The sequence below is a fragment of the Kitasatospora sp. NPDC001119 genome (assembly GCF_053598475.1).
The window spans coordinates 1-24,350 of record NZ_JBSFKI010000023.1 but is presented as its reverse complement, the minus strand read 5'-3'; the positions used below and the strand labels follow the sequence as shown (position 1 = coordinate 24,350).

The window sequence follows — 24,350 nt, the reverse complement described above, 5'->3', positions numbered from 1 at the left end:
GGCTCAGTCGATGTGGGAGCGGTGGGACTCGATGATGCGGTACTGGCTGGAGGCGTAGTCGTAGGAGATGTAGGCCGTCCAGTAGTCGCCGCTGACCGCCGGGACGCTGGTCAGGTACGAGGTGCCGTGGTTGTAGGCCCACTGCCAGGTCTCGTAGTTGTCGATGCCGATGGCGTTCGGGTCCCGCTTGTAGAGGCCGATCCAGTCGTACTTGCCGACGTTGTTCGGCGGGGTCCAGTTGATCTGGACGTAGCCGCCGTTCTTCTCGGCCCAGGTCGTGGGCGCGTCCGCCGCCAGCGTCGAGTTCGGCGCGCCCTGGACGCTCCGGACGCCTGCGGGCACCGCCGCCGAGGCGGTGGCCGTGCCCGCGAGGGGCAGGGCGACGGCCGTCACCAGGGCCGCGACGGCGGCGGCACGGGTGCGATGGGGAATGCGGGACATGCGAGTCCTCCTGGGTCGTCTGCCGGCGGTGCCACCTGGCGGCCGCCGAGTCCGTGACCGGACCAGGAACACGCTCGTGGACTCCCGCAGACAAGCGGTCAACGTCCTGTCGACACCCTGGTCACCACGGCCGCGGACACCCCGCCCGGCGCCCCGGGTAGACAACCGATGAACGGCGAAACGGTGAACTCCCGTACCACGCCCATGATTTCAGGAGGACAGGCCTCCGCAACGGGAGGGCCGCCACGCGGATCGGAGGCAGTCCGAGGCCGGTCGGAGGGCGGCGCCCGCGGTGGTGTTACGGTCGCACCGCGCCGACCAGCCGGCCGGGTCGAGGACAGTGAGGGAGCAGGGCGTCGTGGACGGACACACGGATCCATACAAGGTGTTCATCGACGTGCTGGCCCACCGCCACGCGGGTGCCCAGCGGCAGGCTCTGACCGGGGAGTCGATCGCCGCCTACACCGAACTGAACCACCTCCTGGGGCGCACCAAGGGAACGCTGGCAAGGACGGTGTGGCTCGACTGCGCCGACGAGCTCGACCGGTGCGTGAGCCTCTACAGAAGCGCCTGGACGCGGTTCGCCTCGGTGGTCGGCAACGACTACCCGAACGGTGCGGACACCGCGCCCTCGCCGGAGCTGGGCCCGGAGACGACCCGGGCGTTCCAGGAGGCCGCGGACGGGCTCCGGGCCGCGCTCGCCGTCCTGCGGAGGGAGGCCCGCCTGCTCGGCTGCGAGAGCTGGGTTCGCTAGGGGCTTCCCTCCGACCCGGGTGGCGGCGGGGAATGCGGGGGATGCGGGGAGGGGCGGTGGCGGGGCCCGTCACAAGTGGAGTGCCCGCCACCGCCGGAGTGCAGAGAGACCGCCTCGGGCCACCGGGGCCGGGCGGTCTCTGCTGTTCGGGCGGGCCCATGCGCCAACACGGCCCGCTGCCGATGTTCCCGAGATGTTGGAGTGAACAGCGCCCCCCGGGTTCCGGACCCGCAGGTCCGGGTGACGCCGCTGTCAATCGTCACACCCGGCCAGGACGGCTTACAAGGGCGCGCTGCACAAAGGCGCATCAAAATCCGGTTTCGATTCGTTGAACTGCGGCTTTCTGGTACGACGTTCGCAAGATTTCAGGTAGGGGCCGGGACTGTCGCGCATCAATCCGCGCGATGTTCGCCGAACCGATTGGGATTCACCCATATGCCTGACAGAGTGTCATCCAACGGGCACCCCGTGCGACGCCAACCGCACAAGTGCCCACCCGTTGGAGTGGACAGTGATATAGGAGGGTTCCCTCGATGACGAGGAAGCGGAACAAGCGCGTCCCCATTCCCTGCGCGGACGGCGTCCCGAGGCCCGCGCGCCGCCCGGCCCTGCCCTGGCCGTTCGTGGCCGGACAGTCGTCCGTGACGGCCGTGACCGCCGGCCAGGTGGCCGTGGTGATCGTCGTGGTCGTCCTGACGGTCGCGCTCACCGCCGCCCTGGTGGCGACCGGCATGTCCGCCGGAGTGGCGCTCGAACTGACCACCGGGGGCTGGCTGTTGGCCTCCAGGCTGCAAAGGGGACGGGCCTAGGGGAGAGCGCCTGCCTGCGATGGGACGCCGAGAGAACCCGATCGAGACGACCGAGCCGGCGCTGAGCCGACTGGCCGCCTGGCTGCGGGAGCAGCGCGAGCAGGCCGGGTTGACGTACAGTCAGCTCGCCGTTCGGACCAACTACCACGCCACCACCCTGCAACGGGCCGCCAGCGGACGCTCCCTGCCGAGCTGGAAGGTCGTCGAGGCCGTCACCGGTGAATGCGGCGGCGACCTCAAGACGGCCCGGCGCAAGTGGGTCCACGCCAACTACTGGGCCCACGTGCCCCGCCCCTCGGGGAGCCGGCGGCTGCGCGCACCGAGGCGGGTCGACCCCCAACAGGTCGACTCCTTCGCCGACTTGCGCCGGGCGATGCACGAGATGCGCCGCAAGGCCGACTGGCCCTCCCTGCGGGAACTGGACCGCCGGGCCCGCGACCGGGGAGGGCGCCTGCCCTCCAGCACGCTGGCCCTGGTCCTCAAGGGCGAGGCCCCGCTGCGCAAACCCGTCTTCCTCGCCTACATGGAGGTCTGCGGGGTCCGGGAGGCCCGCCGCGCGCTGTGGGCGGCGGCCTGGGACCGGACGAACAACGCCCGCACCCCGTTCCCGGTCAACTCGCGCACGTACCAGAGCGAGTTCACCCGGGCCATGCAGTCCTCCAGCGCCGGGACGTCGACGGACATCCTGTTCCGGCTCTGGATGACCCTGCGCACCAACCTGGCCGCCGACCGCGACGATGGCCCCGGCCACTCCGGCGCGGCGGGCCGCGGAGGCACCGACGACAACCCGCCGGTGCTCGTGTGACCCGGTCCGCGGCCGGGACGCGCCACCCGCGTCCCGGCCGCGGGCCCCAGCCACCCACGGACGGGCACCCGCCCGCGTCCCGGTCGCGGGCCGGCATCCGCCCGCGGGCCGGCGCCCGCCCGCGCCACCTGCGGGAAACCTCGGGACACCTCGGGAAACTCGGGACACCACCATGCCGACACCACCACGCCGCCCGGCCGCCCCCGGGCCCGCCCTGGGCCTGTGGGCGCTGCACGACCTCCACCTGCGCCACTACCTGGACTACGCCGCACTGCTCCTGTCGCCCGCCGACGCGCCCCTGGCCGTCCGCGCCGCGTTCGAGGAGCTCGGCGGCCACTGGCTCGACGCCCTGGCCACCGCCAGCCCGGCCGCCTGCGCCTGGCAGGCGGTGCGCCGCCGCGTCTGCGCCCTGGCCGGCCCCCGGCCGCTCGGCCCGGTCGCCCACCTCACCGCCGCCCAGCAGGACGTCCTGCTGCTGCACCTGGTCCTCGACCTGTCCGCCGCCGAGATCGCCGCCCTCACCGGCACCGAGCCCGCCGCCGTCCACGTCCAGCTCCGCTCCCTGGCGGCCGCCCGCCGCTGAGCGGCCCCGCCCGGGGGTGCCCCCGCCGCGCGGCGCCCGGGGCCGGGCCGGCGGGCCGGTCCGTACGGCCGGCGGCGCACCCGGAGGTCACCGGTGCGCCGAAGAAGGGCGCCGCGAGAATTCCCGTTTCGGCCCGAGGCCTGTTACGGTCGTAGGAGTTGCAGTTTTGGTTCCCATGAACTCTGTGTGCGCCTGCTGATTCCCATCGCAGGCGTATTTTTTTTCTGAGATCCCGGCGGGTCATCAGTGCGGCGACGAGTAGCCCGCGCAGTGCGGTCTACAGCGCCTTAGAAGGAGAATTTCCCATGGCTTTCGGCACCGTGAAGTGGTTCAACGGGGAAAAGGGCTTCGGCTTCATCCAGCAGGAAGACGGCGGCCCGGACGTGTTCGCCCACTACTCGAACATCAACGCCTCGGGCTTCCGTGAGCTGCTCGAGGGCCAGAAGGTCGAGTACGACGTCACGCAGGGCCAGAAGGGCCTCCAGGCGGAGAACATCCGCCCCGTCGCTCTCTGACATTTCCCGCCGCACGATTCTCGAATCGTAGAGGGAACCGGGGCCCGTACCGCACAGGCGGTACGGGCCCCGGCCCATGTCCGCCCGCCGTCGCCGACCGTTTTCCTTATTCGCGGACTTCGCGAACCGGAATAAAACGGGCATGAGGGAATCCGCCCACGCGCCGGACCCGCCGGACCCGCCGTACGAGCCGGACCCGCCGACGCGAACCGGTCCACGCCCTCCCGCCCTCCGCCGACCGTCCCGTGCAGAAGCCGGCGGTCGCGCCCGCCCCGGGGTGAGCCCGACGGCGGACCGGGACCGTAGACGTGGACGGGGCGCCCGCTGCCGGAGCGGGCGCCGCGGCGCGAGGAGGCAGGCGTGCTCAGGTTCCACGGCGCATGGCGGATCACCGTGGTCGGCACGAGCGCCGACTTCGACCAGCGGGCGGTCGTGCGCGGCGCGTACGGACTGCGGGTGCTGCCGGGGCGGGTCGGCGCCACGATCGCGGTCGACGAGGAGAGCTGGACGCTGTCCCTGGAACACCGCCCGTGGGGCCGCACCTGGCAGCCCAACCTGCGCACCACCCCCGGTCCGGTCACCGAACACGACGGCCTGCGCAGCCAGTTGCTCACCAGCAACGACCGCCACTGGCCGGGCAAGCCGCTCGGCTACGTCAACTTCGTGCTGCGCCTGGAGCAGAGCGTCGCCCCGACCGGCGTCCCCCCGCTGCCGTCGCCGTCGCCGGGGGAGTACGGGCGGGCCACCCGGTAGCCCGACGGCGGGTCCGGGGGCTACCCCCAGGCCGGAGCGGCCCGCTGGCCGGGTGTTGCGGCGGGCGGGCGCCGAGTTGACTGGTCGTATCCGCACCAGCCGACCGACCGAAAGGCCGTCACCCGTGTCGTTCCGCACGACCGTCCGCACCGCCACCCGTACCACCGCCGCCCGTACGACCGCCGGCGAGCCCGCCTCCCGCCGCCGCGGCGCCCGGATCGCCGCCGTCGCCGCCCTGGCCGCCGCGCTGGGCGCCACCGCCATGAGCGGCAGCGCCTCCGCGATCGTCAACGGCCGTGACTCCACCGAGCGTTACCCCTTCATGGCCACCCTCCCGCTGAGCGCGAAGCAACTCGCCGACGGCGCCTGCGGCGGCACCCTGATCGACCGCCAGTGGGTGCTGACCGCCGCCCACTGCGTGGTGGGCACCGAGGACACCGGCGTCACCCTCAAGGGCACCGTGCGCATCGGCAGCGCCCACCGCGACAGCGGCGGCAGCGTACGGAACGTCGAGCGCGTCGTCGTCCACCCCGGATTCGGCTTCGGTGACGGCGCCACCCGCCCCAACCACGACGACCTCGCCCTCGTCCGCCTGGACCGCCCCGCCGCCGGGCAGCCCATCCGCATCGCCGACCACCCCGGCACCCCCGGCACCCCCACCCGGCTGCTCGGCTTCGGCACCGTCGTCGACACCCAGGACTACCAGCAGATGGTCTTCCCCGACCGCCTCCAGGAACTGCCCAGCCGCATCGGCGCACCGGCCGACTGCGCCCCCGGCTACGCCGACCCCACCCGCCTGTGCACGCTCAGCCGCGTCCCGCAGGCCATGGCCTGCTTCGGCGACTCCGGCGGCCCCCAGATCCAGCGCGGCCGCGGCGGCCGCTGGGAACTGGTCGGCGCCACCTCCGGCCCCGGCGCCCCCGGCGTGCCCTGCGCGGGCGGCCCCGGCCTGTACACCGACGTGCCCGCCTACGCCCCCTGGATCCGCGCCACCATCGCCGCCGGCTGACGGCCCGGCACCACCACGCGGCTAAAGTCCCAGGTGAGAACCGTCGCGCCCGAGGAGAACCCGCCATGCCGACCGACCCCGCCGCCACCGCAACCCCCGCCTCCGCCGCGCGCCCGCACCCCGCGCGCCTCGGCCTGGGCACGGCGGCCGTCGGCCGGCCCGGCTACATCAACCTCGGGCGCGACACCGACCTGCCCGCCGACCGCACCGTCGACGCCCTGCGCGCCCGCACCCACACCCTGCTCGACGCCGCGTACGCCGCCGGCGTCCGCTACCTCGACACCGCCCGCTCCTACGGCCGCGCCGAGGAGTTCCTCGGCCAGTGGCTCGCCGAACACCCCCGGGCCGCCGCCGAGGTGACGGTCGGCAGCAAGTGGGGCTACACCTACACCGCCGACTGGCGGACCAGCGGAGTCGCCGCGCACGAGGTCAAGGAGCACTCGACGGCCGTCTACGACCGCCAGATCCACGAGACCCGCGCCCTGCTCGGCGACCACCTGGACGTCTACCTCGTCCACTCCGTCACCCCCGACAGCCCCGCCCTCACCGACCCCGCCCTGCACCGGCGCCTCGCCGCCCTCGCCGCCGAAGGCGTGCGGGTCGGCCTGTCCACCAGCGGCCCCGCCCAGGCCGACACCATCCGCCGGGCCCTCGCCGTCACCGCCGACGGCCGCCCGCTGTTCACCGCCGTCCAGGCCACCTGGAACCTGCTGGAGACCTCCGCCGCCCCCGCCCTCGCCGAGGCCCACGCGGCCGGCTGGCTCGTCGTCGTCAAGGAGGCCATGGCCAACGGCCGCCTGGCCGGCCGCAATGCCACCGGCCCCGACACCGCCGCCCTGCGCACCCTCGCACAGCACACCGGCGCGACCGCCGACGCCCTCGCCCTGGCCGCGGCCGCCGCCCAGCCCTGGGCCGACACCGTCCTCTCCGGCGCCGCCACCCCCGACCAGCTCACCTCCAACCTCGCCGCCACCCACCTGCGCCCCACCCCCGAGGACCTCGCCGCCCTCGCGCCCATGGCCGAGCCCGCCGAGGCCTACTGGCGCACGCGGGCCGCACTGCCCTGGTCCTGACGGGGCGCCCGCCGCCGGGCGTTGTCGGTGCCCGCCCCTACGGTGGGCCGCATGATCGAGCACCCGGACCTCGCCGCCGCCCTCGCCGCCCTGCCTGTCGACCTGCCGCCCGGGCATCTGGTCACCGAGGAGGACGGGCGGGAGCCGCTGCTGTGGATCAGCGATGACCCCGCGCCCGCCGGGCTGTGGCGGCAGCTGCACCGCGCCCACCCGCAGACCGGCCTGTGGCCGCTGCTGCTCAGCCCGCTGGACCGCACCGACGACGACTACCGGCCCTGGCTGTCCGGGGAGCTGTACCCGGCCGAGGCCTCCGAGCCCTCCCGCTACGACCCGCAGGCGCTGCTGCGCGGCTGGTGGAGGCAGGTCGACGAGGACGAGGACGTGAGCGAGGACGTGAGCGAGGACGCCGGGATACTGGACGAGGCCCTGGCCCCCTACGGCCGCGCCTGGCCCGGCCTCGCCCCCGCCGCCACCGTGCCCGACGGCGCCGCCGGCACCGAGGCCCGGGAACTGGCCGAGGTGCTGGGCTCCGTCAAGGACGTCCGCCTCGGCCTGGTGCGGGCCGGCAGCGGCGCCGAGGCGCTGACGGCCTGCGGCTGGAGCGGCCCGGCGAACCACGCCGGCACCGGCAGGATCGCCGCCGTGCTCGCCGACTGGGAACGCCGCTTCGGCGCCCAGGTGGTCGAAGTCGGCTTCGCCACCCTGGAGTTGAGCGTCCCCGTGCCGCCTGCCACGCTCGCCGAGGCGCTCCCGCTGGCCGCCGAGCACACCGCCTTCTGCCCGGACCTCGTCTTCCAGGGCACCGGCACCCTCACCGCCTACGCCGAGCAGCTGGTGGGCGCCCACCAGTGGTCCTTCTGGTGGGACTGACCTGACCCCGGGGGTACGGGGCCGGGGGTCCGGGGGGCCGATGCCTCCGGCCCCCCCGGACCCGCCCGGCGGCCGCGCGCCGCCGGTGTGGCATGCTGCGCCGGGCCGCGAACCGAGCGCGAGCACCGACCACACCACCCCCCCGAGGAGCACGCCCTGAACACCGCCTGCGCCGAAGCCCTGTCCGCAGGACTCCTGGTGCTCGTCCTGGTCTGCGCCGTCGCCCGCCCCTGGGGCTGGCCGGAGGCCGTCGTCGCCGTGCCGGCCGCCGCCCTGCTGGTGGCGACCGGCGCCGTCCCGCTGGAGCACGCCACCGCCGAAGCCGCCCGCCTCGGACCGGTGATCGGCTTCCTGGCCGCCGTCCTGGTCCTGGCCAAGCTCTGCGACGACGAGGGACTGTTCCGCGCCTGCGGGGCCTGGATGGCGCGCAGCGCCGCCGGACGCCCGCGCCGCCTGCTGGTCCAGGTGTTCACCGTCGCCTCGGTCGTCACCGCGGTGCTCAGCCTGGACGCCACCGTCGTCCTGCTCACCCCCGTCGTCCTCGCCACCGCCGCCCGCCTCGGCGCCCGGCCCGCACCGCACCTGTACGCCTGCGCCCACCTGTCGAACACGGCCTCGCTGCTGCTGCCCGTCTCCAACCTGACCAACCTGCTCGCCTTCACCGCCAGTGGCCTGAGCTTCGGCCGCTTCGCCGCCCTCATGACACTGCCGTGGCTGGCGGCGGTCGGCGTCGAGTACCTGGTGCTGCGCCGCTGCTTCGCCGCCGACCTGGACGCCGCCCCGGCCGAGACCCCCGAGACAGGACCGGCCCCCGCCATGCCGGTCTTCGCCCTGGCCACCGTCGGCTGCACACTCGCCGGGTTCGTCCTCACCTCCGCGCTGGACGTCAACCCGGCCTGGGCGGCGGCCGCCGGCGCCACCGTCCTGGCCGCCCGCGCCCTGGCCCGCGGCCACGCCACCCCCGCGACGGTGGTGCGCTCGGCCGCCCTGCCGTTCCTGGCGTTCGTCCTCGCCCTGGGCATCGTGGTGCGCGCGGTCGTCGACAACGGCCTGGCCGCCGGCCTCGCCCACCTCGTCCCGTCCGGCACCGCGCTGCCCGCCCTGCTCGCCACCGCCGCCCTGGCCGCCGTCCTCGCCAACGTCATCAACAACCTGCCCGCCACCCTCGCCCTGGTGCCGCTGGCCGCCCCCGTCGGGCCCGGCGCCGTCCTCGCGGTCCTGCTCGGGGTGAACATCGGCCCCAACCTCAGCTACGCCGGCTCGCTGGCCACCCTGCTGTGGCGCGGCATCGTCCGCGACCGCGGCGTACCGGTGGACCTGCGCGAGTTCACCCGCCTCGGCCTGCTCGCCGTCCCGGCCACCCTCACCGCCGCGGTCCTGGCCCTGTGGGCCTCGCTGCGCCTGATCGGGGTCTGAGCGGGGCCTTGACGTTCCGGCCCGCCCACCGGGGCCGGGCCGGGCCTACGCGGGGCGCAGGACCGGATCGATCCCCGCCAGGACTTCGTGCAGCCGGCGAGCCCCCGAGGCACCATGGTCGTCGGTGCCCATAGCAAGCCTCGCGTCGCCGAGTCGTGGCGGAGCAGGAAGTCGGCGGGTCCGACGTCCTGCGTCGGGGAGTGGCCGGCGGGCCCGGTCCGGTCAGTACTCGGAGCTGGGGGCCGGTGTGACCGGGCCGAGGTCCGGTGCGTCGCGCAACTCCACCGCCGTGCCGTGGCGTTCGAGTTCCAGGACGACCAGTTCGTTGGCGCCGGCCCGCCACAGCGGGGCGGGGGCGTAGAGGGTGCGCTGGGGGCCGGCGGCGCAGTGGCGGCCGAGCAGGAAGCCGTTGAGCCAGAGCAGTCCGCGGCCCCAGTGGGGCAGGGCGACGAACGCGTCGGCGGGGGAGGGGAGTTCGGCAGTGAAGCGGTGGAAGACCGGTTCCCCGTCGCGTACCCCGGCGTCGTCGGTGAAGCGCAGCGCGGACAGGTCGGTCAGCGGCAGGGGGCGGATCTGCCAGTCGAAGAGCCGCTGGTGGCCGTGCGAGACGCCGCGGGTGATGCCCTTGCGGTCGTCCATCTGCGGGCCGTAGTTCACCCGGCCCAGTGCCTCGACCAGGATGTCCAGCACGACGCCGTCGGGCCCGGTGGCCAGCGGCAGGGTCGCGCCGGGGGAGTTGCGCTCCAGCGTCCCGAGCGGGCGGCCGTCCGCGAAGACCTGCGCCCGGTCGGCCAACCCGTCGATGCGCAGCGGCAGTTCGGGGCGCGGCCCGGGCACGCGGGTGCGGTAGTGGATCAGGCCGCGGTCCTGCCCGACCTGTTCCATCGGCAGCGGTGCGGCGTGCCGGCGCGGCCGCGACAGCGCGTCCAGGGCCTTCGCCAGGGGCGCCCGCCCGTGCGCGCGCTCCAGCCGCTGCGGCGCCACCCGGGGTACGGGGGCGGGCGGTTCGCCGTCGGGCAGGGGCAGGTAGCGGCCGATGACCTCGCGCAGGGCGTGGAACTTCTCGGTCAGTTCGCCGGCCTCGCCGATCGGCGCGTCGTAGTCGTAGCTGGTGACGGTCGGCTCGTAGCCGGCGTCCAGCGGGTGGGCGCCGGAGTGGTTGGCGCCGGACCACAGGCCGAAGCTGGTGCCGCCGTGCGCCATGTAGAGGCTGACGGAGGCGCCGGTGGCGAGGAGTTCGTCGAGCGAGGCGGCGGTCTCCTTGGGGTCGCGGACGTGGTGCGGCAGGCCCCACTGGTCGAACCAGCCGATCCAGAACTCCATGGCGGTCAGTGGGCCTTCGCCCTGGTGGCGGCGGAGCACCGCGAGGCGCTCGGGGGCGCGGGAGCCGAAGGTGGCGGTGGCGAGGTGGCCGGGGATGGCGCCGCCCTGCTGCATGGTGTCGTGGGCGCCGTCGGCGGTGAACAGCAGGCAGTCCACGCCGCGCCGCACCAGGCCGTCGCGCAGGTGGGCGAGGTAGGCGGCGTCGTCGCCGTAGCTGCCGTACTCGTTCTCCACCTGCACCGCCACCACCGGCCCGCCCCGGCTCGCCAGCAGCGGCAGCAGCTCGGGCGCCAGCGCGTCGAACCAGCCGTCCACCTCGGCCAGGTACGCCGGGTCCGCGCAGCGCAGCCGCAGCCCGTCCACCGCGAGCAGCCGGGCGGGCAGCCCGCCGAACTCCCACTCCGCGCAGATGTACGGGCCGGGGCGCAGGATCACGTCCAGGCCCAGGCCGCCGGCCAGCCGCACGAACCGGGCCACGTCCCGCCAGCCGGTGAAGTCCACCGTCCCGTCGGGCAGTTCGTGGAAGTTCCACGGGACGTAGGTGTCCACCGTGTTCACGCCCAGTGCCCGCACCCGCCGCAGCCGGTCCTCCCACAGTCGCGGGTGCACCCGGAAGTAGTGCACCGCCCCGGCCACCACCCGGTGCGGCACCCCGTCCCGCACGAACCCGTCCGCGTCGTACCCGAGCATGCGCACACCCCGCCTTCCCGCAGGACACCCCCGCGGGCCCCGGAGGCCCCGGAGACCCGGCACCGCCGAGCCTAGGTCCTCTCTTTCGGATCACGTCGGATCAGCGCGCGGCGTCGGGGTGCGTGCATCGCAAGGCGGAGGAGGGAGCCACTGCGGAGCATTGGCGACCGACGACAACGCGGCGAGGTGCGTGCTCCGGCGTCGTGCGCCCGGCATGATCCGAAAGAGCGGGCCTGGCGAGGAACCGGTCGTGGGGGCCGCTCGTGCTCAGGTGTCGTAGCAGCCGTTCCAGGGGGCGGAGAAGGCCAGGCCGTCCGGGTGGAGCTCCATCCAGACGCCGTCCTCCTCGTCCTCCTCTTCCTCGTCCACCTCCAGGACCAGGCCGAACAGGGCCCCTTCGAAGCGGACGTCGAAGGGCGCGATGGCGATGTCCTGGTAGTGCCGCCCCGGCAGGGCGTCCAGCCACTGCTCCAGCAGCCGCCGGGCCGCGGCGATCGCCTGCTGCTCGCCGTCCGCCGTCGTGCCGGTGAACTCGATGCGCGAGCCCAGGTGGCGGCCGGCCTCGTCGAAGCGGTGGAGGACGGAGTGCCAGCGCTTCTGCGGCTGCCAGTCGTCGCCGCTCCAGCCCTCGCGGTAGGCCGCGACGACGGTCGCGTAGAACTGGCCGCCCTCGCACTTCCCGATGGTGCGGGTGCGGTAGTCGGGCTGGTAGCCGATCGGGATGACCTTGGGAACGTTCACGGGCCGAACCCTAGGCCCCACCTGCGACAACGCGCGCCGGCGGGGGCCGGCGGAGCAGGGATCCCGACCGCCCCGAGGACGCACACTCCCGCCGCGATGCCCAGGGACCGCCGCCGACGGCGCGGCTCCTCGCCGCCCGCTGCCGCCGTCGAGCCGTCCCGCGTCTGGACCCCGCCCTGCGCTTCCTGTGATCATGCCGCTGAACTGAGCGGATGCCGGCAGTCGCGGTGGCACGCGGCCGTAGCCGGGGGCGCGGGAGACCACGAGAGGGAACGACGGTGCACACAACCGACATCAGCGGGCTTCTGGAGCTCATGCCCCCGCCCGAGGGGGCCGGTGAATCCGGTGACTGGGCGGTGGTCGAGTCGGCGTGGGGTCTGCGGTTCCCGCGCGACTACGTCGAGTTCGTCGCGCGGTACGGGGCGGGGGAGATCGACCGGTCCCTCGCCGTGTTCGCCCCCGACGAGCTGATGCCGCCGGACGCCCCGCAGCCGGGCATGCGCGGCATGACGGAGGAGGCGCGCCTGCTCTTCGAGGAGGAGGGCGAGCCCACCGGCGAGGTGCGCTCCGCTGGACAGATCGTCGCCTGGGGAGCGTCCTGCACCGCCGACACGCTGGCCTGGCTGACGGTCGGCGACGACCCCGACGCGTGGCCGGTCCTGGTCCTGGACCGCGACGGGGGCGCGCCCCGGGTCTTCGGCCCGGGCATGGTCGGGTTCCTCCACGGGGTGGTCTCCGGGGCGGTCGGCCCGAGTCCCGTCGGCGCCGTCGTCGCCTGGGGCGAGGAGCCGCCCCGCTTCGTCCACTGGCGGGTGGGGTAGCGGCCGGTCCGGGCCGGAGCCGCGTGCGTCCGCTACCGCGGCGGCAGGCCGAGGGTGGGGAGGTGGTCGGCCATCAGGAGGGCGACGAGTTCGCGGCGGGAGCGGACGCCGGTCTTGTGGAGGATGGCGGTGACGTGCTGCTGGACGGTGGGCACGGTCAGGTGGAGCAGCGCGGCGATGTCCTTCGTGCTGGCGCCGCGCACCGCGTGCAGGGCGACCTGCTGTTCGCGCGGGGACAGGCCGTGGGCGAGGATCGCCAGCGGCAGGCGCTGGACGGGGGAGGCCGGGGAGGCGACGACGGCGACGCCGCCGCGCCGGCCGTCCAGCGGGGAGGCGTGCAGGGACAGCCACTGGCCGTCGGGGGTGCACACCCGCACCTCGGCGGGGCCGCCGCGGCGGGCGGCCTGGCGGGCGACGGTGAGGAAGCCGCTGGGCACCCCGCCGGTGTGGGCGGTGGGTTCGGCCATCCGTCCGATCAGTTCGCGGGCCGCCGCGTCCGCCGAGCGCAGCCGCCCGTACCGGTCCAGGATGGCGACGGCCGGGGCGGGGGCGGGTGGCAGGGGGCGGGCGCCGCGCAGGGCGGCGAGGTGGGTGTCGCGCAGGGCGGCGCCGATTGGGGCGGCGACGCGTTCGGCCAGGCGCAGGTCGGGCAGGTCGTAGCGGCCGTGGGCGCGTTCGCGCATGAACGCCGCGGAGCCCCAGCGGCCGCCGCCCACATCGAAGTTGATCCGCAGTTCGTCGCCGTAGCCGCATGGGTTGAGCAACTCCCGGTAGCGGACGCTGCGTTCGGGGCGGCCGTCGGTGGCCCGGTCGACGGTCTGCGCCCGGTGGCCGGCGGTGCGGATCGCGGTGAAGGTGGTGGAGTCCTCGCCCTGGAGCTCCAGGTGCACGGCCTGCTCGAACTGGGTGGGGTCCAGGCCGTCGGCGACGGTGGAGGTGGGGAACCCGGTGACCGGGTCGTTGCCGTGCCAGCAGCCGCCGTCGTAGCCGAGCGGTTTCAGCAGCAGGGTGTGCAGCTCGCGGAACAGCGCGGCCGCGGGTAACCCGGAGGACGCCAACTCGCCTATGGAACCCAGGACTTCCCGCTCAACCTCACGTCGTTTGGCCACGGACGGAATCCTACGGACGCAGGGTCTCCGTGTCCGGTGAACGGACGAGGAAGGACGGGTACGGAGCGATGGGGAGAGGCGCCCGCCCCCGCCGGTGACCGGCGTTCCCGTCCGTCACCGGCCGTCGCGCTCGCGCCACCAGGCGACCGTGGCCCGCAGCTGCTCCTCCAGCGGCGTGGCGCGCACCGTGAACGCGGCCTCGTAGGCGGAGCAGTCCACCGTGAACGGCCGGTCGAACTGGTAGCGCGTCTCCCGCAGTTCGCGCAGCAGCGGGGAGAACAGCCCCGCCACGGCCAGCGCCGCCGCGGGCAGGCGGCGCACCGGGACCGGGCCGCCGCCGGCCTCGGTGGCCAGCCGCTCGACCATCGCGCGCACCGACAGGGGAGGGGCGGTGGGCACGTGCCAGGCCCGGCCCCAGGCCCGCTCCTCGCCCGCGAGTTCGGCCATCGCCCGGGCCACGTCCGGCAGGTAGGTCCAGCTGTGCGGGGCGTCCGGGTCGCCGAGCGTCGCGACCGGGCGGCCCTTGAGCAGGTTGGGCAGCACCCGCGCGGCCAGGTGGCCGCCGTCGGTGACGCCGGGTCCGAAGAAGTCCGAGGCCCGCACCTCCACCGCCCGGATCCGCCCGGCCTCGTGCAGCGCCCGCGCCCGCTCCCAGGCCGCCGCCCGCACCCGCCCCTTGGGGCCGGTCGCGGCGAGCGGCAGGTCCTCGGTCATCGGCCCCGCCACCGGCCCGTAGCCGTACAGGTTGCCGAGCATGACCAGCACCGCGCCGCTCTCCTCGGCCGCCGCGCACAGCGAGGCGCTCAGCGCCGGCCAGAGCCGCGCCCACTGCGGCAGCGGCGGCGCGGCGCAGCCGTGGACGGCGACGGCGCCGCGGGCGGCCCGCGCCAGCGCCGCGGGGTCGCTCGCGTCCAGGGCGAGGTGCTCGACGCCGGCGACGGCCGGCCCTGCGGGGCGTCCGGTACGGGTGGCGACCCGGACCTCGTGGCCCTGTTCGGCCAGCAGGCGGGCGGTGGCGGCCCCGGCGGGCCCGTGTCCGACGACCAGGTGGAAGCTCATCCGCCACACCCTAGTGGTGGCCCCGGACGGGCGGGGCGCGGTGCGATATGTAGCCGGGTGGGGGGAATGGGAGATTCGGCAAATAATTGGTATGGCAGTCGTAAAAGTAGATCTATGCTGTTGGCGTTTCATGATCCTTCGTACAAAGCAGGTCTTGCGCAAGATGAAGCTGCCCCGGGTGTCCGCCGTCGTCGCGGCCGCCGTTCTGGCCCCCGCCGTCCTCTTCCCCACCACGGCCTCGGCCACCGACACCCCCAAGCCGACCGGCGTCTCCGGCCCCGACACCGGCTCCGACTCCGCCAAGGACACCGCGCCCCAGGCCGACGGCCAGGAGCAGCGCGACCGCGCCGAGGTCAAGCGCATCCTCGCCGACCCGAAGAGCGGCGTCGGCGTGCGCGAGGCGGCCGAGAAGGCCCTCAAGGGCGGCGCCGCCGAACTGCGCCACTTCCTGGACGTCGAGTTCGACGAGCAGACCAGGATCGACAACCAGGTCCGGGTCTCCCAGATCTACGCCGTCGGCGGCCCGGCCGTGAAGGCGGCCGCCAAGGCCGCCCTCCGCGGCACCGACGAGGACATCACCGCGTTCCTGACCACCGGCCAGTACGTCGCCCGCGCCGAGGACGAGGACCGCGCCAAGATCGCGGCCATCATCGCCGACCCGCTCACCGGCCCCAAGGTCCGCGAGGCCGCCGAGAAGGCCCTCAAGGGCGGCGCCGCCGAGCTGCGCCACTTCCTCGAGGTCGAACTCGCCGAGAAGCAGCAGCCCGACAACCTGCTGCGCCTCACCCGGATCGCCGACGGCGCCGAAGGTGCCGGCCCCGCGCTGCGCCTCGCCGCCGCCGTGGCGCTGAACGGCAGCTACCAGGACGTCCTCGACTTCCTGGCGACCGGCCAGTACGCCGCCCGGGCCGAGGACGAGGACCGCGCCAAGGTCGAGGCCCTGGTGGCCGACCCCAAGACCGGACGCGGCGTGCGCGAGGGCGCCGAGCAGGCCCTCAAGGGCGGCGCGGCCGACCTGCGGACCTTCCTGACGACCAAGCTGCCCAGGCTGCGCAGCGACGACAACCGGGTCAAGCTCAGCCAGCTCATGGAGCAGGGCGGCCCGGCCGTGCGCGAGGCGGCCGGCAAGGCGCTGGACGCCGGCACCGACGCGGCCGTCGAGGCCTTCCTCAACGAGGGCTTCGCCAAGGCCCAGTTCGAGGACGACCGGGTCGAGGTGCTGCGTGTCATCGCCGACAAGGAGACCGGCCCGCACACCGCCGCGGCCGCCCAGAAGGCCATGGACGGCAACGCCGAGGACGTGCGGCGCTTCCTGACCGTCGAGCTGCCGAACCTGCGCTTCAGCGACAACCGGCTGAAGGTCTCCCAGATCATCGAGACCGGCGGCCCCGCGGTGAAGAAGGCCGCCATGGCCGCCTACGAGGGCAGCTACGCGGACCTCCTGGCCTTCCTCAAGGACGGCTGGGCCAAGGCCCAGGCCGAGGACCAGGCCGCGGCGGCCAAGCAGGGCAACGGCGCGGGCAGCGGTACGGGGACGGGCGCGGGCACCGGTGGCACCGGGCAGCAGCCGCAGACCGTGCAGCCGGCCGGCCTCACCACCGGTACCGGCACCACCACCGGCACCCGTACGGGCGGCGGCACCACCGGCACCACCGGTTCCGGCGCGCTCGCCGCCACCGGCACCGACGGGCTCGGCTGGGAGGCCGGCGGCGCCGCCGCGGCCCTCGCCGCGGGCGCGGCGCTGGTCGCGGCCGCCCGCCGCCGCTCCACCGAGAGCTGACACCCGGGAGCTGAATCCGGAAGCAGAACCCGGGGGCTGACACCCCCTCGCGTCCCCGTCCACCGCCCACCCGGGCGGCGGCCGGGGACGCGCTCGCGTTCAGCGGTCAGGGCCGTCCGATCGCCAGGCAGCCCGGCACCCCGCCCCCGGCCGACGCGGCGGCTGGCGCGCCGCCTCGAAGACGGCCCGGCGCCGGTCCCGCCCGGACGCCGACGGCTCAGTTGCCGTCCCCGCCACCGTCCCCGCCGTTGTCCCCGCCGTTGAAGCCCACCTGGCGGCGCCGGCGGCGCTGTGCGCCGCGCAGCGCCTTCCCGGCGCCGAGGGTGAGGGCGGCGGCCGCCCGGGTCCAGCGCGGCCCGCCGCGGTCGGCCCACACCACGCAGCCGCACCCCGCGACCACCAGGACCAGAATCCCCACCAGAACCGCACCGACCATCACGGCCACCCGCCTTTCCCTCGACGCCCTACTGCCTGGTAGGACGTGCGGACCGTCCCACCCGGTTCGGCCACGAGGCCGGACGCTGTGCCAGGATGCGGGTGCCGAACGGCCCAGGTCACCGTACCGGTCGTACGGGAACCGTACCGACCAGCACCACCCGCCACCCACCCGTCAGCCGTACCCCGAGGAGTCACCGTGGCCACTGCCCGGTTCGCCACCCTGCACACCACGGCGGGCCCGATCCGCCTGGAGCTGTTCCCGTTCCACGCGCCGAAGACGGTCCGCAACTTCGCCGAACTCGCCGAGGGCACCCGGGAGTACACCGACCCGCGCACCGGCGAGCCGGGCCAGGGCCCGTACTACGACGGCACGCTGTTCCACCGGGTGATCAAGGACTTCATGATCCAGGGCGGTGACCCGACCGGCACCGGCACCGGCGGCCCGGGCTACGCCTTCGCGGACGAGTTCCACCCGGAGCTGTTCTTCACCAAGCCGTACCTGCTCGCGATGGCCAACGCCGGCCCGGGCACCAACGGCTCGCAGTTCTTCATCACGGTGGGCACCCCCGCCCACCTCAACCGCAAGCACACCATCTTCGGCCAGGTCGCCGACGCCGCCTCCAAGGCCGTGGTCGACGCGATCGCCGCCGCCCCGACCGAGGACGAGCGCCCGGTCGAGGACGTGGTGATCACCTCCGTGGAGATCGAGCAGTCCTGACCCGCCGCCCGCCGGCCGGTACTCCTCCTGCCCCCGCCCGGGACACGGGCGGGGGAGCGGCGCCGCACGTCCGGGGGCGTCGGCCCTCCCGTCCGGCTCGCGGAAACGCGAAGCCGCCGCCCGGCGCGGTGCGCGGGCGGCGGCCGTGGAGCGGGGGCGGTGTCAGGAGCAGCTGTTGAAGGTCGCGCTGGTGTTGGCGATGTAGAGGGTGGCGCCGGCGGTGGGGTCGGAGCTGAGCGGGACGGTGACGGTGTCCTCGGCGGTCCACGGGATGCCGTGGGCGTCGAAGGTCCAGGTGCCGGTGACCTTGCGGGCGATCTTGGCGAGCGTCACCCAGCCGTACTGCTGCTGCGGGACGGTGACGGTCACGCTGTTGTTGACGCTCCTCGACCCGTGCCATTCGTTGCTGTACTTCAGCGAGGAGCTGACCGTCCCGGTCAGGACGTTGCCGGGAGCGCCGGCGGACATCTGGGTGCCCATCTCGGCGCCGATGGTGTTGGACCAGCCGCTGTCGTCGGTGACCGCGAAGGACTGCTGGACGGCGCTGCTGGTGTTGTTGAACCAGACCGAGGAGGCGCAGGTGCGCGGCAGCGGCGCGGCCGGGGCCTCGCTCTTCGTGGCCCAGGAGCAGCTGGAGGGGTCCTTCTGGCACTGCTTGGCGCCGTGGTCGACGGCCAGGTTGAAGGCGGCCTGGGCGAAGCCGGTGGACCACTGCTGGTTGGCGGTGCCGTTGCAGGCGTACTGGTCGGTCCAGGCATCGTCGTAGTTGCCGCCGAGCAGCAGGTCCAGGCAGGTGTTGTCACCGGCGTGGCGGATCATGAACGCGTCCGCGCCGCCGGCCGCCGCGGGCTGGAAGTACCAGCGCTGGCTGGCCTGCCCGGCACAGCTCTGCTGGCGCAGCGCCGGGGTGAAGAAGGCCAGGTCGATGCACTTGCCGGTGTCGTTGTTGACGATGGTGAAGGAGGAGTCGGACGGGTCGACGTTCAGCCGCCAGGACTGGTGGTAGCCGGGGGCGGAGTTGGTGACGATGTAGGCGCCGTCGCCCATGTTGCCGTTCTGGACGTCGAGTTGGCGCCCGTTGCTGAGCGACTTGATGGTCAGGCACTGCTGCGGCGAGGCGCAGGCGGCGAGCGGGGCGGACGGCGCGGGCGCGGCGGCGCGGGCGGGGGCGGCGGCCAGGCCCAGGGCGGCGCAACAGGTCACCAGGAGGGCCGCGAGCAGGCGCAGCCAGGGCGCCGTGCGGCCGGGGGTCAGGGTGGGCAAGGGGTGTCCTTTCGTCGGGGGAGAGGGTGGGGAGAGGAGGCCAGAGGTCAGGAGGCGGCGGCGAAGGCCGCCTCCAGGCGCGGGACGTAGTCCACGAGGTCCTGCGCCCAGCAGCCCGCGGTGTGGCCGCCGTGGCAGTCGGCGCCCCAGCCGGTGCCGTCGCCGTAGTCGGTGAAGCGGTACGGCAGGCCGAGCGCGTCCAGGCGCTGCTTGAGGCGCTTGGCGGTGCCCTCGGCCCAGAACTCCATGTCGCCGGGGCTGTTGTTGCCGTTGCCGGTGTAGACGGCGATGCCGGTGTGGTCGAGCACGGCGGCGCGTGCGACGGGGTCGGCGGCGTTCCAGCGCCAGTCGGCGTTGAACACCGGGTACGGGCTGCCGAAGATCGCGTCGCTGGAGACGGTGGGACCGAAGTCCAGGCCGCAGGGGTGGCCGTCGCTGGGGCCGCAGAGCACGGTGCCGGCGTTGACCAGGGTGGCGACCACGGCGCCGCGGATGATCATCTCGTCGGTGGACAGGTCGTTGGCGCCGGACATGGTGAGGACCTGGCCGAACAGGTCGGGGCGGTCCTGGGCGTAGTGCAGGGCGCCGAAACCGCCCATGGACAGCCCGCCGACGGCCCGGTGGGCGCGGTCGGTGCGGGTGCGCAGGTTGGCGTCGACGAACGGGAGGACCTGGGTGAGGTGGAAGGTCTCCCAGTTCTGCGCGCCGGCGGCGGTGCCCTGGTCGAGCCAGTCGGCGTACCAGCCGCGCAGGCCGCCGTCCGGGATGACGGTGATCATCGACTGGGCGGCGGTCAGCGCGGGGTAGGCCAGCGCCGGGTCGCTCGGGTTGTCCGAGGCGCCGTGCAGGAAGTACAGCACCGGGTAGCGCTTGTCCGGCCGGGACGCGTAGTCGGCGGGCAGCAGGATGCGGATGGTGTGCGGCCCGGCGACCTGCGGGGTGGTGACGGTGATGACGAAGTTGGTGGCGCTGCCGGTGGGAGTGCCGACCTGGGTGAGGCCGAAGCCGTCGGTCAGCGGCGGCGGCGCGTCGGCCCCTGCCCCGGCCCGTACGGAGGCGGTTCCCGAAGCGGACGCGGGTGCGGCGGGTGCGGCGAGCGGGAGCAGGCAGGCGGCCAGGGCGGCGAGAACCGCGCGGGCGCGCCGGAGCCGGGCAGGGGGCATGGGCGTCCTCGGCCTTCCGTCGTGTCTTCCGTCGTATGACTGATCGCCGTCAACTCTTGCCAGGGGCCCCGCCCGGACGCCAGAGCCCCCGGTGGCGCACCTGGGCCACCGGCGCATGTGCGCCGCCGCTGCGGGTAGGCTCCCCCGGCTCCGCCCGGGGCGGGTACGGGGGGCGGAGCACACCGTGACATTGGGGGGTGTCGTGCACGACGTACTGGAACCGGACTCCGAACGCGGCCGCGTCTACCACTGCCTGGTCGGCCGACCGCGCGCCCGCGTACCCGAACTGGCACGGGAGACGGGCCTGGACGAGGAGGCCGTCCTCGCCGTGCTCCGCGACCTCGCCGACGAGGGCGTCGCGGTGGCCTTCGACACCACCGACAGCGCCGACGACCGCGACCACGCCTGGGAGGCCCTGCCGCCCGCCCGGGTGGTCGAGGCGGTGCTGCAGCACGACGCGCTGCGCCAGGCCGCCGCCCGCCGGGCCGGCGCCGAACTAGAACGGCTCTACCGCTTCGCCCGCCGCGACACCGGCAGCTACGGCGCGCTGGAGGTCGTCGACGATCCGGCCGAGGTGCTGGCCGCCAGCCACCGCCTCCAACTCGCCGCCCGTCACCAGGTGCGGGTCATCGACGTGCCCCCGTACTCCGGCAGCCGCGCCCACTACCTCGACCAGGAGGTGCTGCAGCGCCGCCGGATGGCCGCAGGCGTCGTCTACCGCGCCATCTACCAGGGGTGCGCGTTCCAGGACCCGGTGGCCGGGCCCAACATGGCCCGGATGATCGAGGCGGGCGAGCAGGCGCGGACACTGGACGAGCCGCCGCTCAAACTCGCCATCGGGGACGACGACCTGGCCATCGTCACGCTGCGCGCCGACGACGGGCCGGGCGTCGTCTCGCTGCTGATCCGGCCGTCCGGGCTGCTGAACGCGCTGAGCGCGGTCTTCGAGACGCTGTGGCGCCTGGCCGTACCCGCCTCCATGGCCGGCGTCGACCCGCGCATCGACGAACGCGACCGGCGGATCCTCACGTTGATGGCCGGAGGGGCCACGGACGACGCGATCGCCCGCCGGCTGGGGCTGGGGCGGCGCACGGTGGTGCGGCGGGTCTCCACCCTGCTGGCGCACCTCGGGGCCACCACCCGTTTTCAGGCGGGGGTGCAGGCCGCGCGGAGGGGGTGGCTGTAGGCGGGGGCGGCTTCCTGGTGCCGAGAGTGCGTGGGAAGTCGGACCGGCCGACTTCTGGTGCAGGCCGCGCGTCGGGGCTGGCTGTGGGAGGGGCGTCGGCCTGACGTCTGACGCGGTGCGTCGGCGCGGAGGGGCGCGAGAAGTCGGATCGGCCGACTTCTCGCGGCGGGCGGCGACGCAGCCGTCGTCGAAGTGGAGCGGGGAGTGGACGGGCCGGTGCTGAGGCGGCGGTCCGGGCTGGGGGCCGGCCGGGTCTCAGCGCCGGATGTGGTCGATCACGTGGGCTGCTGGGCGGGGTTGGCCCAGCTGATGCGGATCTCGCGGTCGCCGGCGGGGATGACGAGGACGGGTTCGTCGGCGAGGTCGCGGATGATGTCGCGCCGGGCGCAGGGGCCGGTGAGGCGGCGCTCCAGGGCGTAGTGCTGGAAGCGGGACATCGGGCGGTAGCGGACCGAGTCCCAGAGCCGGCGCAGGAGGTCGTCGCTGAGGGTGTGGACGGCGGGCGGCTGGTGGTCCGGGATCTCCACGAGGACGTCGTGATCGGCCCTCACGCGGCCACCTCCGACCAGACGATCTTGCCGGTGTGCTCGCGCGGGGAGCAACCCGTGCGGGTGGAGAGGGACTTGACGAGGTGGAGGCCGCGTCCGGCCTCGCCGTCGAGGGTGAGGGCGCGCAGGACCGGTTCGCGGTTCCGCCGGGCGTCGTGCACCTCGATGCGGAGGCGGGCGGGGTCGAGGTCGAGGGCGAGGTAGATGCGGTGGCCGGGCGGCGTGCCGTGGACGAGGGCGTTGGTGACGAGCTCCGAGACGATCAGGAGCCCGGAGTCGCGGTACGACTCACCGGCGGGGGTGGAGGCGAGGAGCGAGGCGAGGAGGGAGCGCCCCTCGCCGGGGGAGCGGCGGCTGCGCGGCAGCCAGGTGGTGGAGGAGTGGCAGGACATGGCGAATCCACCTTCCAGGTGCGGAGTTTGAAGCCATGCGGAAGTCGGGCGGAGGCATAGGGATGCCCGGCGGTAGGCCTGCCGTGGTCACTCAGGCGACTGGAAGGACTACTCCCTGTAGATTGCCCTAGCGAGGCATTTGCATGCAACTGCTTCGCTCATGCAATTGCATGATTATGGGTCGCGGCTGAGCGCCCGGGAGGGATGGCAAACTATGCAAGGAAGCGAACAGCCAGGGAGTGTGACGCATGGGCAGTCCAACCGTGCTGCGGCGTAGGCTCGGCGGCGAGCTTGGCAAGTTGCGCGCCTCGCGCGACCTGAACGCCAAGGACGTGGCCGCCGCGCTGGGTTGGTCCGCTTCGAAGCTGAGCCGTATCGAGAGCGGCCTGGTGCCACTGCAGGAGCGCGATGCTGCGAAACTCCTGGCGCACTACGGCGTCACTTCATCCGATGAGGTGAAGCACTTCCTCGGCCTGACACGTCAGAGCCGCCAGCAGGGCTGGTGGCATGCGTACGGCGATGCCCTGCCAGACTGGTTCCGCGCCTACGTGGGCTTCGAGTCGGACGCCGCGAAGATTGCGACGTACCAGTGTGAGTTGGTTCCTGGGCTCCTCCAGACGGAGGCCTATGCGAGAAGCGTCATCCGCTCCATGAATCCAACCGAGTCCGCCGAAGATGTCGAGCGGCGAGTCGCACTGCGGATGGATCGTCAGCAGATCCTCGATCGTCATGAGCCACCACAGCTGTGGGCCATCATCAGCGAGGCGGTCATTCGGCGGCCGGTTGGTGGGACCTCGGCTATGGCCGAACAGTTGGGCCACCTCGCGGCCATGGCGGATGAACGGCCCAATATCACTGTCCAGGTTCTGCCCTTCTCCGCTGGCGCGCACGCGGCCATGGGTTCCTCGTTCTCCATTCTGTCGTTCAACGACATCCCTGGCAGTGTCGCCTACTCCGAGGCGCCGACCAGCAGCACCTACTCGGAACGGCCGCATGAGATCGATCGCCACGAAGACGCCTTCGACCGTCTCATGGCGTCGTCGGTTCAGCCCGAGAGGTCAATCGCTTGGTTGAAGGAAGTTGCGGAGGAGTATTCCCAGTGAGTCACGAGTACCAAAGCGCCAAGTGGCGCAAGAGCACGTACAGCAACGGCCAAGGCGATTGCATAGAAGTGGCTGCTGGTTCCACGGGTCTCATCCCGGTTCGCGACAGCAAGGACCCCCACGGCCCGGCTCTCACCTTCGCCCCCGAGGCGTGGCGGTCTTTTGTCGCGGGCGTCCGGGCGGGCGACTTCCCGGCAATCGGCTGACCCAGTACCGTGGGCTGCCCCGCGCCGCGCGGGGCAGCCCACTACCGACTGAGGGTCTCCGGAGGTCGTCCGCATGGCAGCTGACCTGACATGGCGTAAGAGCAGCTACAGCAATCCCGCTGGTGGCGACTGCGTCGAAGTGGCCGAGGGCATCACTGGCACTGTTCCGGTTCGGGACAGCAAGGATCCTCATGGCCCGGTCTTGAGCTTCGTTCCTGAGGCGTGGCGGTCCTTCGTTATGGGTGTCCAGGTGGGCGACTTCCCGGCCACCGACTGACTCAGTACCGTGGGCTGCCCCGCGTCGCGCGGGGCAGCCCACTACTGACTGAGTGCTCCAGGAGGTCATTCGCATGACGGCGGACCTGGCATGGCGTAAGAGCAGCTACAGCGGCGGCGAAGGCGGCAATTGCATCGAGGTCGCCTCGGAACTCCGAGTCACCTGGCGCAAGTCGAGCGCCAGTAATCCGAACGAAAACTGCGTCGAGGTGGCCGATGGCATCATCGGCGTGGTTCCGGTGCGTGACAGCAAGGACCCCCACGGCCCGGCTCTCACCTTCGTGCCGGAGGCGTGGCGGTCCTTTGTCGCCGGTGTCCGGGCGGGCGAGTTCCCGGCCGGTTCCTGAAGCGTTTCTTGCCGGGCGGCCCTGCGGAGCACGCAGGGCCGCCCGGTCTGCTTGATGCGCTAGGTGTACTGACCACGGAGGTTGGTGACAGGGCTCACGGCCGGGTGATCTTGAAATGAGTGAGGGCCTTCTGGCTCGGTGTGGATTGCGACATCTGCA

Annotated in this window: 28 protein-coding genes; 18 read left to right on the top strand and 10 right to left on the bottom strand. The window is 73.7% G+C overall.

Annotation, left to right across the window (positions count from 1 at the left end):
• Positions 1–3: 3 nt before the first annotated feature.
• Positions 4–441 (bottom strand): hypothetical protein, encoded by a 438-nt coding sequence (locus ACWDD9_RS26655; RefSeq protein WP_049657959.1) that lies wholly within the window; start codon positions 439–441, stop codon positions 4–6.
• A 358-nt stretch (positions 442–799) separates the two neighbouring features.
• On the opposite strand from ACWDD9_RS26655, the gene ACWDD9_RS26650 reads away from it, so the two are divergent.
• The 10 genes from ACWDD9_RS26650 to ACWDD9_RS26605 all read left to right on the top strand — a co-directional run bounded on the left by ACWDD9_RS26650 (position 800) and on the right by ACWDD9_RS26605 (position 9,028).
• The gene (locus tag ACWDD9_RS26650) at positions 800–1,195 is read left to right on the top strand and encodes a hypothetical protein (protein ID WP_449812867.1); all 396 of its coding nucleotides are present in this window, start codon (positions 800–802) and stop codon (positions 1,193–1,195) included.
• A gap of 533 nt (positions 1,196–1,728) precedes the next feature.
• Positions 1,729–2,004 (top strand): hypothetical protein, encoded by a 276-nt coding sequence (locus ACWDD9_RS26645; RefSeq protein WP_375874348.1) that lies wholly within the window; start codon positions 1,729–1,731, stop codon positions 2,002–2,004.
• A 19-nt stretch (positions 2,005–2,023) separates the two neighbouring features.
• Positions 2,024–2,809 (top strand): helix-turn-helix domain-containing protein, encoded by a 786-nt coding sequence (locus tag ACWDD9_RS26640; protein ID WP_049657953.1) that lies wholly within the window; start codon positions 2,024–2,026, stop codon positions 2,807–2,809.
• A 172-nt stretch (positions 2,810–2,981) separates the two neighbouring features.
• Complete coding sequence (locus tag ACWDD9_RS26635; protein ID WP_074001055.1) at positions 2,982–3,392, top strand: sigma factor-like helix-turn-helix DNA-binding protein; 411 nt, start codon at positions 2,982–2,984, stop codon at positions 3,390–3,392.
• Positions 3,393–3,697: 305 nt separating this feature from the next.
• Positions 3,698–3,907, top strand: a complete 210-nt coding sequence (locus tag ACWDD9_RS26630) for a cold-shock protein (RefSeq protein ID WP_049660537.1) — start codon at positions 3,698–3,700, stop codon at positions 3,905–3,907.
• A 360-nt stretch (positions 3,908–4,267) separates the two neighbouring features.
• Positions 4,268–4,660 (top strand): hypothetical protein, encoded by a 393-nt coding sequence (locus tag ACWDD9_RS26625; protein WP_049660535.1) that lies wholly within the window; start codon positions 4,268–4,270, stop codon positions 4,658–4,660.
• Between the two features lie 124 nt (positions 4,661–4,784).
• Positions 4,785–5,669: a S1 family peptidase gene (locus tag ACWDD9_RS26620; RefSeq protein WP_449812866.1), complete on the top strand. Its 885-nt coding sequence runs from the start codon at positions 4,785–4,787 to the stop codon at positions 5,667–5,669.
• Between the two features lie 65 nt (positions 5,670–5,734).
• Positions 5,735–6,742 (top strand): aldo/keto reductase, encoded by a 1,008-nt coding sequence (locus ACWDD9_RS26615; protein ID WP_449812865.1) that lies wholly within the window; start codon positions 5,735–5,737, stop codon positions 6,740–6,742.
• Positions 6,743–6,793: 51 nt separating this feature from the next.
• The gene (locus ACWDD9_RS26610; protein WP_449812864.1) at positions 6,794–7,612 is read left to right on the top strand and encodes a DUF4253 domain-containing protein; all 819 of its coding nucleotides are present in this window, start codon (positions 6,794–6,796) and stop codon (positions 7,610–7,612) included.
• Positions 7,613–7,768: 156 nt separating this feature from the next.
• Positions 7,769–9,028, top strand: coding sequence for an SLC13 family permease (locus ACWDD9_RS26605; protein ID WP_387969316.1), 1,260 nt, complete (start codon positions 7,769–7,771; stop codon positions 9,026–9,028).
• A 222-nt stretch (positions 9,029–9,250) separates the two neighbouring features.
• Here the strand turns inward: ACWDD9_RS26605 and ACWDD9_RS26600 are convergent, their stop codons facing one another.
• Together ACWDD9_RS26600 and ACWDD9_RS26595 are read right to left on the bottom strand one after the other, a co-directional pair.
• Positions 9,251–11,041, bottom strand: a complete 1,791-nt coding sequence (locus tag ACWDD9_RS26600) for a glycoside hydrolase family 35 protein (RefSeq protein WP_449812863.1) — start codon at positions 11,039–11,041, stop codon at positions 9,251–9,253.
• Between the two features lie 267 nt (positions 11,042–11,308).
• Positions 11,309–11,782, bottom strand: coding sequence for a hypothetical protein (locus ACWDD9_RS26595; protein WP_449812862.1), 474 nt, complete (start codon positions 11,780–11,782; stop codon positions 11,309–11,311).
• A 278-nt stretch (positions 11,783–12,060) separates the two neighbouring features.
• Between ACWDD9_RS26595 and ACWDD9_RS26590 the strand changes: the two genes are divergently transcribed.
• Positions 12,061–12,603 carry an SMI1/KNR4 family protein gene (locus ACWDD9_RS26590; protein WP_449812861.1) on the top strand — a complete coding sequence of 181 codons (543 nt, stop codon included), beginning with the start codon at positions 12,061–12,063 and terminating at the stop codon, positions 12,601–12,603.
• 32 nt (positions 12,604–12,635) lie between these two features.
• On the opposite strand, the gene ACWDD9_RS26585 is transcribed toward ACWDD9_RS26590, so the two are convergent.
• Positions 12,636–13,712, bottom strand: a complete 1,077-nt coding sequence (locus ACWDD9_RS26585; RefSeq protein WP_449812860.1) for a LuxR C-terminal-related transcriptional regulator — start codon at positions 13,710–13,712, stop codon at positions 12,636–12,638.
• Positions 13,713–13,826: 114 nt separating this feature from the next.
• The gene (locus tag ACWDD9_RS26580; protein ID WP_449812859.1) at positions 13,827–14,771 is read right to left on the bottom strand and encodes an NAD-dependent epimerase/dehydratase family protein; all 945 of its coding nucleotides are present in this window, start codon (positions 14,769–14,771) and stop codon (positions 13,827–13,829) included.
• Positions 14,772–14,934: 163 nt separating this feature from the next.
• Here ACWDD9_RS26580 and ACWDD9_RS26575 point away from each other — a divergent pair, with 163 nt between their 5' ends.
• Positions 14,935–16,551, top strand: coding sequence for an ALF repeat-containing protein (locus ACWDD9_RS26575; protein WP_449812973.1), 1,617 nt, complete (start codon positions 14,935–14,937; stop codon positions 16,549–16,551).
• Between the two features lie 217 nt (positions 16,552–16,768).
• Here the strand turns inward: ACWDD9_RS26575 and ACWDD9_RS26570 are convergent, their stop codons facing one another.
• A complete protein-coding gene (locus ACWDD9_RS26570; RefSeq protein WP_449812858.1) occupies positions 16,769–16,969 on the bottom strand; it encodes a hypothetical protein in 201 nt (66 codons plus the stop codon).
• Between the two features lie 216 nt (positions 16,970–17,185).
• Between ACWDD9_RS26570 and ACWDD9_RS26565 the strand changes: the two genes are divergently transcribed.
• A complete protein-coding gene (locus ACWDD9_RS26565; RefSeq protein WP_449812857.1) occupies positions 17,186–17,707 on the top strand; it encodes a peptidylprolyl isomerase in 522 nt (173 codons plus the stop codon).
• Between the two features lie 162 nt (positions 17,708–17,869).
• On the opposite strand, the gene ACWDD9_RS26560 is transcribed toward ACWDD9_RS26565, so the two are convergent.
• Positions 17,870–18,970: an RICIN domain-containing protein gene (locus tag ACWDD9_RS26560; RefSeq protein WP_449812856.1), complete on the bottom strand. Its 1,101-nt coding sequence runs from the start codon at positions 18,968–18,970 to the stop codon at positions 17,870–17,872.
• A gap of 47 nt (positions 18,971–19,017) precedes the next feature.
• Positions 19,018–20,133: an alpha/beta hydrolase gene (locus ACWDD9_RS26555; protein WP_375876277.1), complete on the bottom strand. Its 1,116-nt coding sequence runs from the start codon at positions 20,131–20,133 to the stop codon at positions 19,018–19,020.
• Positions 20,134–20,335: 202 nt separating this feature from the next.
• Between ACWDD9_RS26555 and ACWDD9_RS26550 the strand changes: the two genes are divergently transcribed.
• A complete protein-coding gene (locus tag ACWDD9_RS26550) occupies positions 20,336–21,319 on the top strand; it encodes a hypothetical protein (RefSeq protein WP_449812855.1) in 984 nt (327 codons plus the stop codon).
• 275 nt (positions 21,320–21,594) lie between these two features.
• Here ACWDD9_RS26550 and ACWDD9_RS26545 read toward each other — a convergent pair whose 3' ends face one another.
• The gene (locus ACWDD9_RS26545; protein WP_449812854.1) at positions 21,595–21,870 is read right to left on the bottom strand and encodes a hypothetical protein; all 276 of its coding nucleotides are present in this window, start codon (positions 21,868–21,870) and stop codon (positions 21,595–21,597) included.
• A complete protein-coding gene (locus ACWDD9_RS26540) occupies positions 21,867–22,259 on the bottom strand; it encodes an ATP-binding protein (RefSeq protein ID WP_449812853.1) in 393 nt (130 codons plus the stop codon). Before ACWDD9_RS26540 ends, ACWDD9_RS26545 begins: the two co-directional genes overlap by 4 nt.
• A gap of 248 nt (positions 22,260–22,507) precedes the next feature.
• On the opposite strand from ACWDD9_RS26540, the gene ACWDD9_RS26535 reads away from it, so the two are divergent.
• The 4 genes from ACWDD9_RS26535 to ACWDD9_RS26520 all read left to right on the top strand — a co-directional run bounded on the left by ACWDD9_RS26535 (position 22,508) and on the right by ACWDD9_RS26520 (position 24,191).
• Positions 22,508–23,362, top strand: coding sequence for a helix-turn-helix domain-containing protein (locus tag ACWDD9_RS26535; protein ID WP_449812852.1), 855 nt, complete (start codon positions 22,508–22,510; stop codon positions 23,360–23,362).
• On the top strand, positions 23,359–23,568 hold the full coding sequence (locus tag ACWDD9_RS26530; RefSeq protein ID WP_449812851.1) for a DUF397 domain-containing protein: 210 nt from the start codon (positions 23,359–23,361) through the stop codon (positions 23,566–23,568). Before ACWDD9_RS26535 ends, ACWDD9_RS26530 begins: the two co-directional genes overlap by 4 nt.
• A 73-nt stretch (positions 23,569–23,641) precedes the next feature.
• Positions 23,642–23,845 (top strand): DUF397 domain-containing protein, encoded by a 204-nt coding sequence (locus tag ACWDD9_RS26525; RefSeq protein WP_449812850.1) that lies wholly within the window; start codon positions 23,642–23,644, stop codon positions 23,843–23,845.
• Between the two features lie 73 nt (positions 23,846–23,918).
• Positions 23,919–24,191 (top strand): DUF397 domain-containing protein, encoded by a 273-nt coding sequence (locus ACWDD9_RS26520; RefSeq protein WP_449812849.1) that lies wholly within the window; start codon positions 23,919–23,921, stop codon positions 24,189–24,191.
• The last annotated feature ends 159 nt before the right edge of the window (positions 24,192–24,350 follow it).

Excerpts from the sequence above, each read along its gene's own strand:
- ACWDD9_RS26615 (WP_449812865.1), top strand. The coding sequence starts at position 5,735 with ATGCCGACCGACCCCGCCGCCACCGCAACCCCCGCCTCCGCCGCGCGC.
- ACWDD9_RS26630 (WP_049660537.1), top strand. The coding sequence starts at position 3,698 with ATGGCTTTCGGCACCGTGAAGTGGTTCAACGGGGAAAAGGGCTTCGGC.
- ACWDD9_RS26555 (WP_375876277.1), bottom strand. The coding sequence starts at position 20,133 with ATGCCCCCTGCCCGGCTCCGGCGCGCCCGCGCGGTTCTCGCCGCCCTG.
- ACWDD9_RS26575 (WP_449812973.1), top strand. The coding sequence starts at position 14,935 with ATGAAGCTGCCCCGGGTGTCCGCCGTCGTCGCGGCCGCCGTTCTGGCC.
- ACWDD9_RS26600 (WP_449812863.1), bottom strand. The coding sequence starts at position 11,041 with ATGCTCGGGTACGACGCGGACGGGTTCGTGCGGGACGGGGTGCCGCAC.
- ACWDD9_RS26640 (WP_049657953.1), top strand. The coding sequence starts at position 2,024 with ATGGGACGCCGAGAGAACCCGATCGAGACGACCGAGCCGGCGCTGAGC.
- ACWDD9_RS26610 (WP_449812864.1), top strand. The coding sequence starts at position 6,794 with ATGATCGAGCACCCGGACCTCGCCGCCGCCCTCGCCGCCCTGCCTGTC.
- ACWDD9_RS26655 (WP_049657959.1), bottom strand. The coding sequence starts at position 441 with ATGTCCCGCATTCCCCATCGCACCCGTGCCGCCGCCGTCGCGGCCCTG.
- ACWDD9_RS26635 (WP_074001055.1), top strand. The coding sequence starts at position 2,982 with ATGCCGACACCACCACGCCGCCCGGCCGCCCCCGGGCCCGCCCTGGGC.
- ACWDD9_RS26580 (WP_449812859.1), bottom strand. The coding sequence starts at position 14,771 with ATGAGCTTCCACCTGGTCGTCGGACACGGGCCCGCCGGGGCCGCCACC.
- ACWDD9_RS26535 (WP_449812852.1), top strand. The coding sequence starts at position 22,508 with ATGGGCAGTCCAACCGTGCTGCGGCGTAGGCTCGGCGGCGAGCTTGGC.
- ACWDD9_RS26525 (WP_449812850.1), top strand. The coding sequence starts at position 23,642 with ATGGCAGCTGACCTGACATGGCGTAAGAGCAGCTACAGCAATCCCGCT.
- ACWDD9_RS26645 (WP_375874348.1), top strand. The coding sequence starts at position 1,729 with ATGACGAGGAAGCGGAACAAGCGCGTCCCCATTCCCTGCGCGGACGGC.
- ACWDD9_RS26540 (WP_449812853.1), bottom strand. The coding sequence starts at position 22,259 with ATGTCCTGCCACTCCTCCACCACCTGGCTGCCGCGCAGCCGCCGCTCC.
- ACWDD9_RS26520 (WP_449812849.1), top strand. The coding sequence starts at position 23,919 with ATGACGGCGGACCTGGCATGGCGTAAGAGCAGCTACAGCGGCGGCGAA.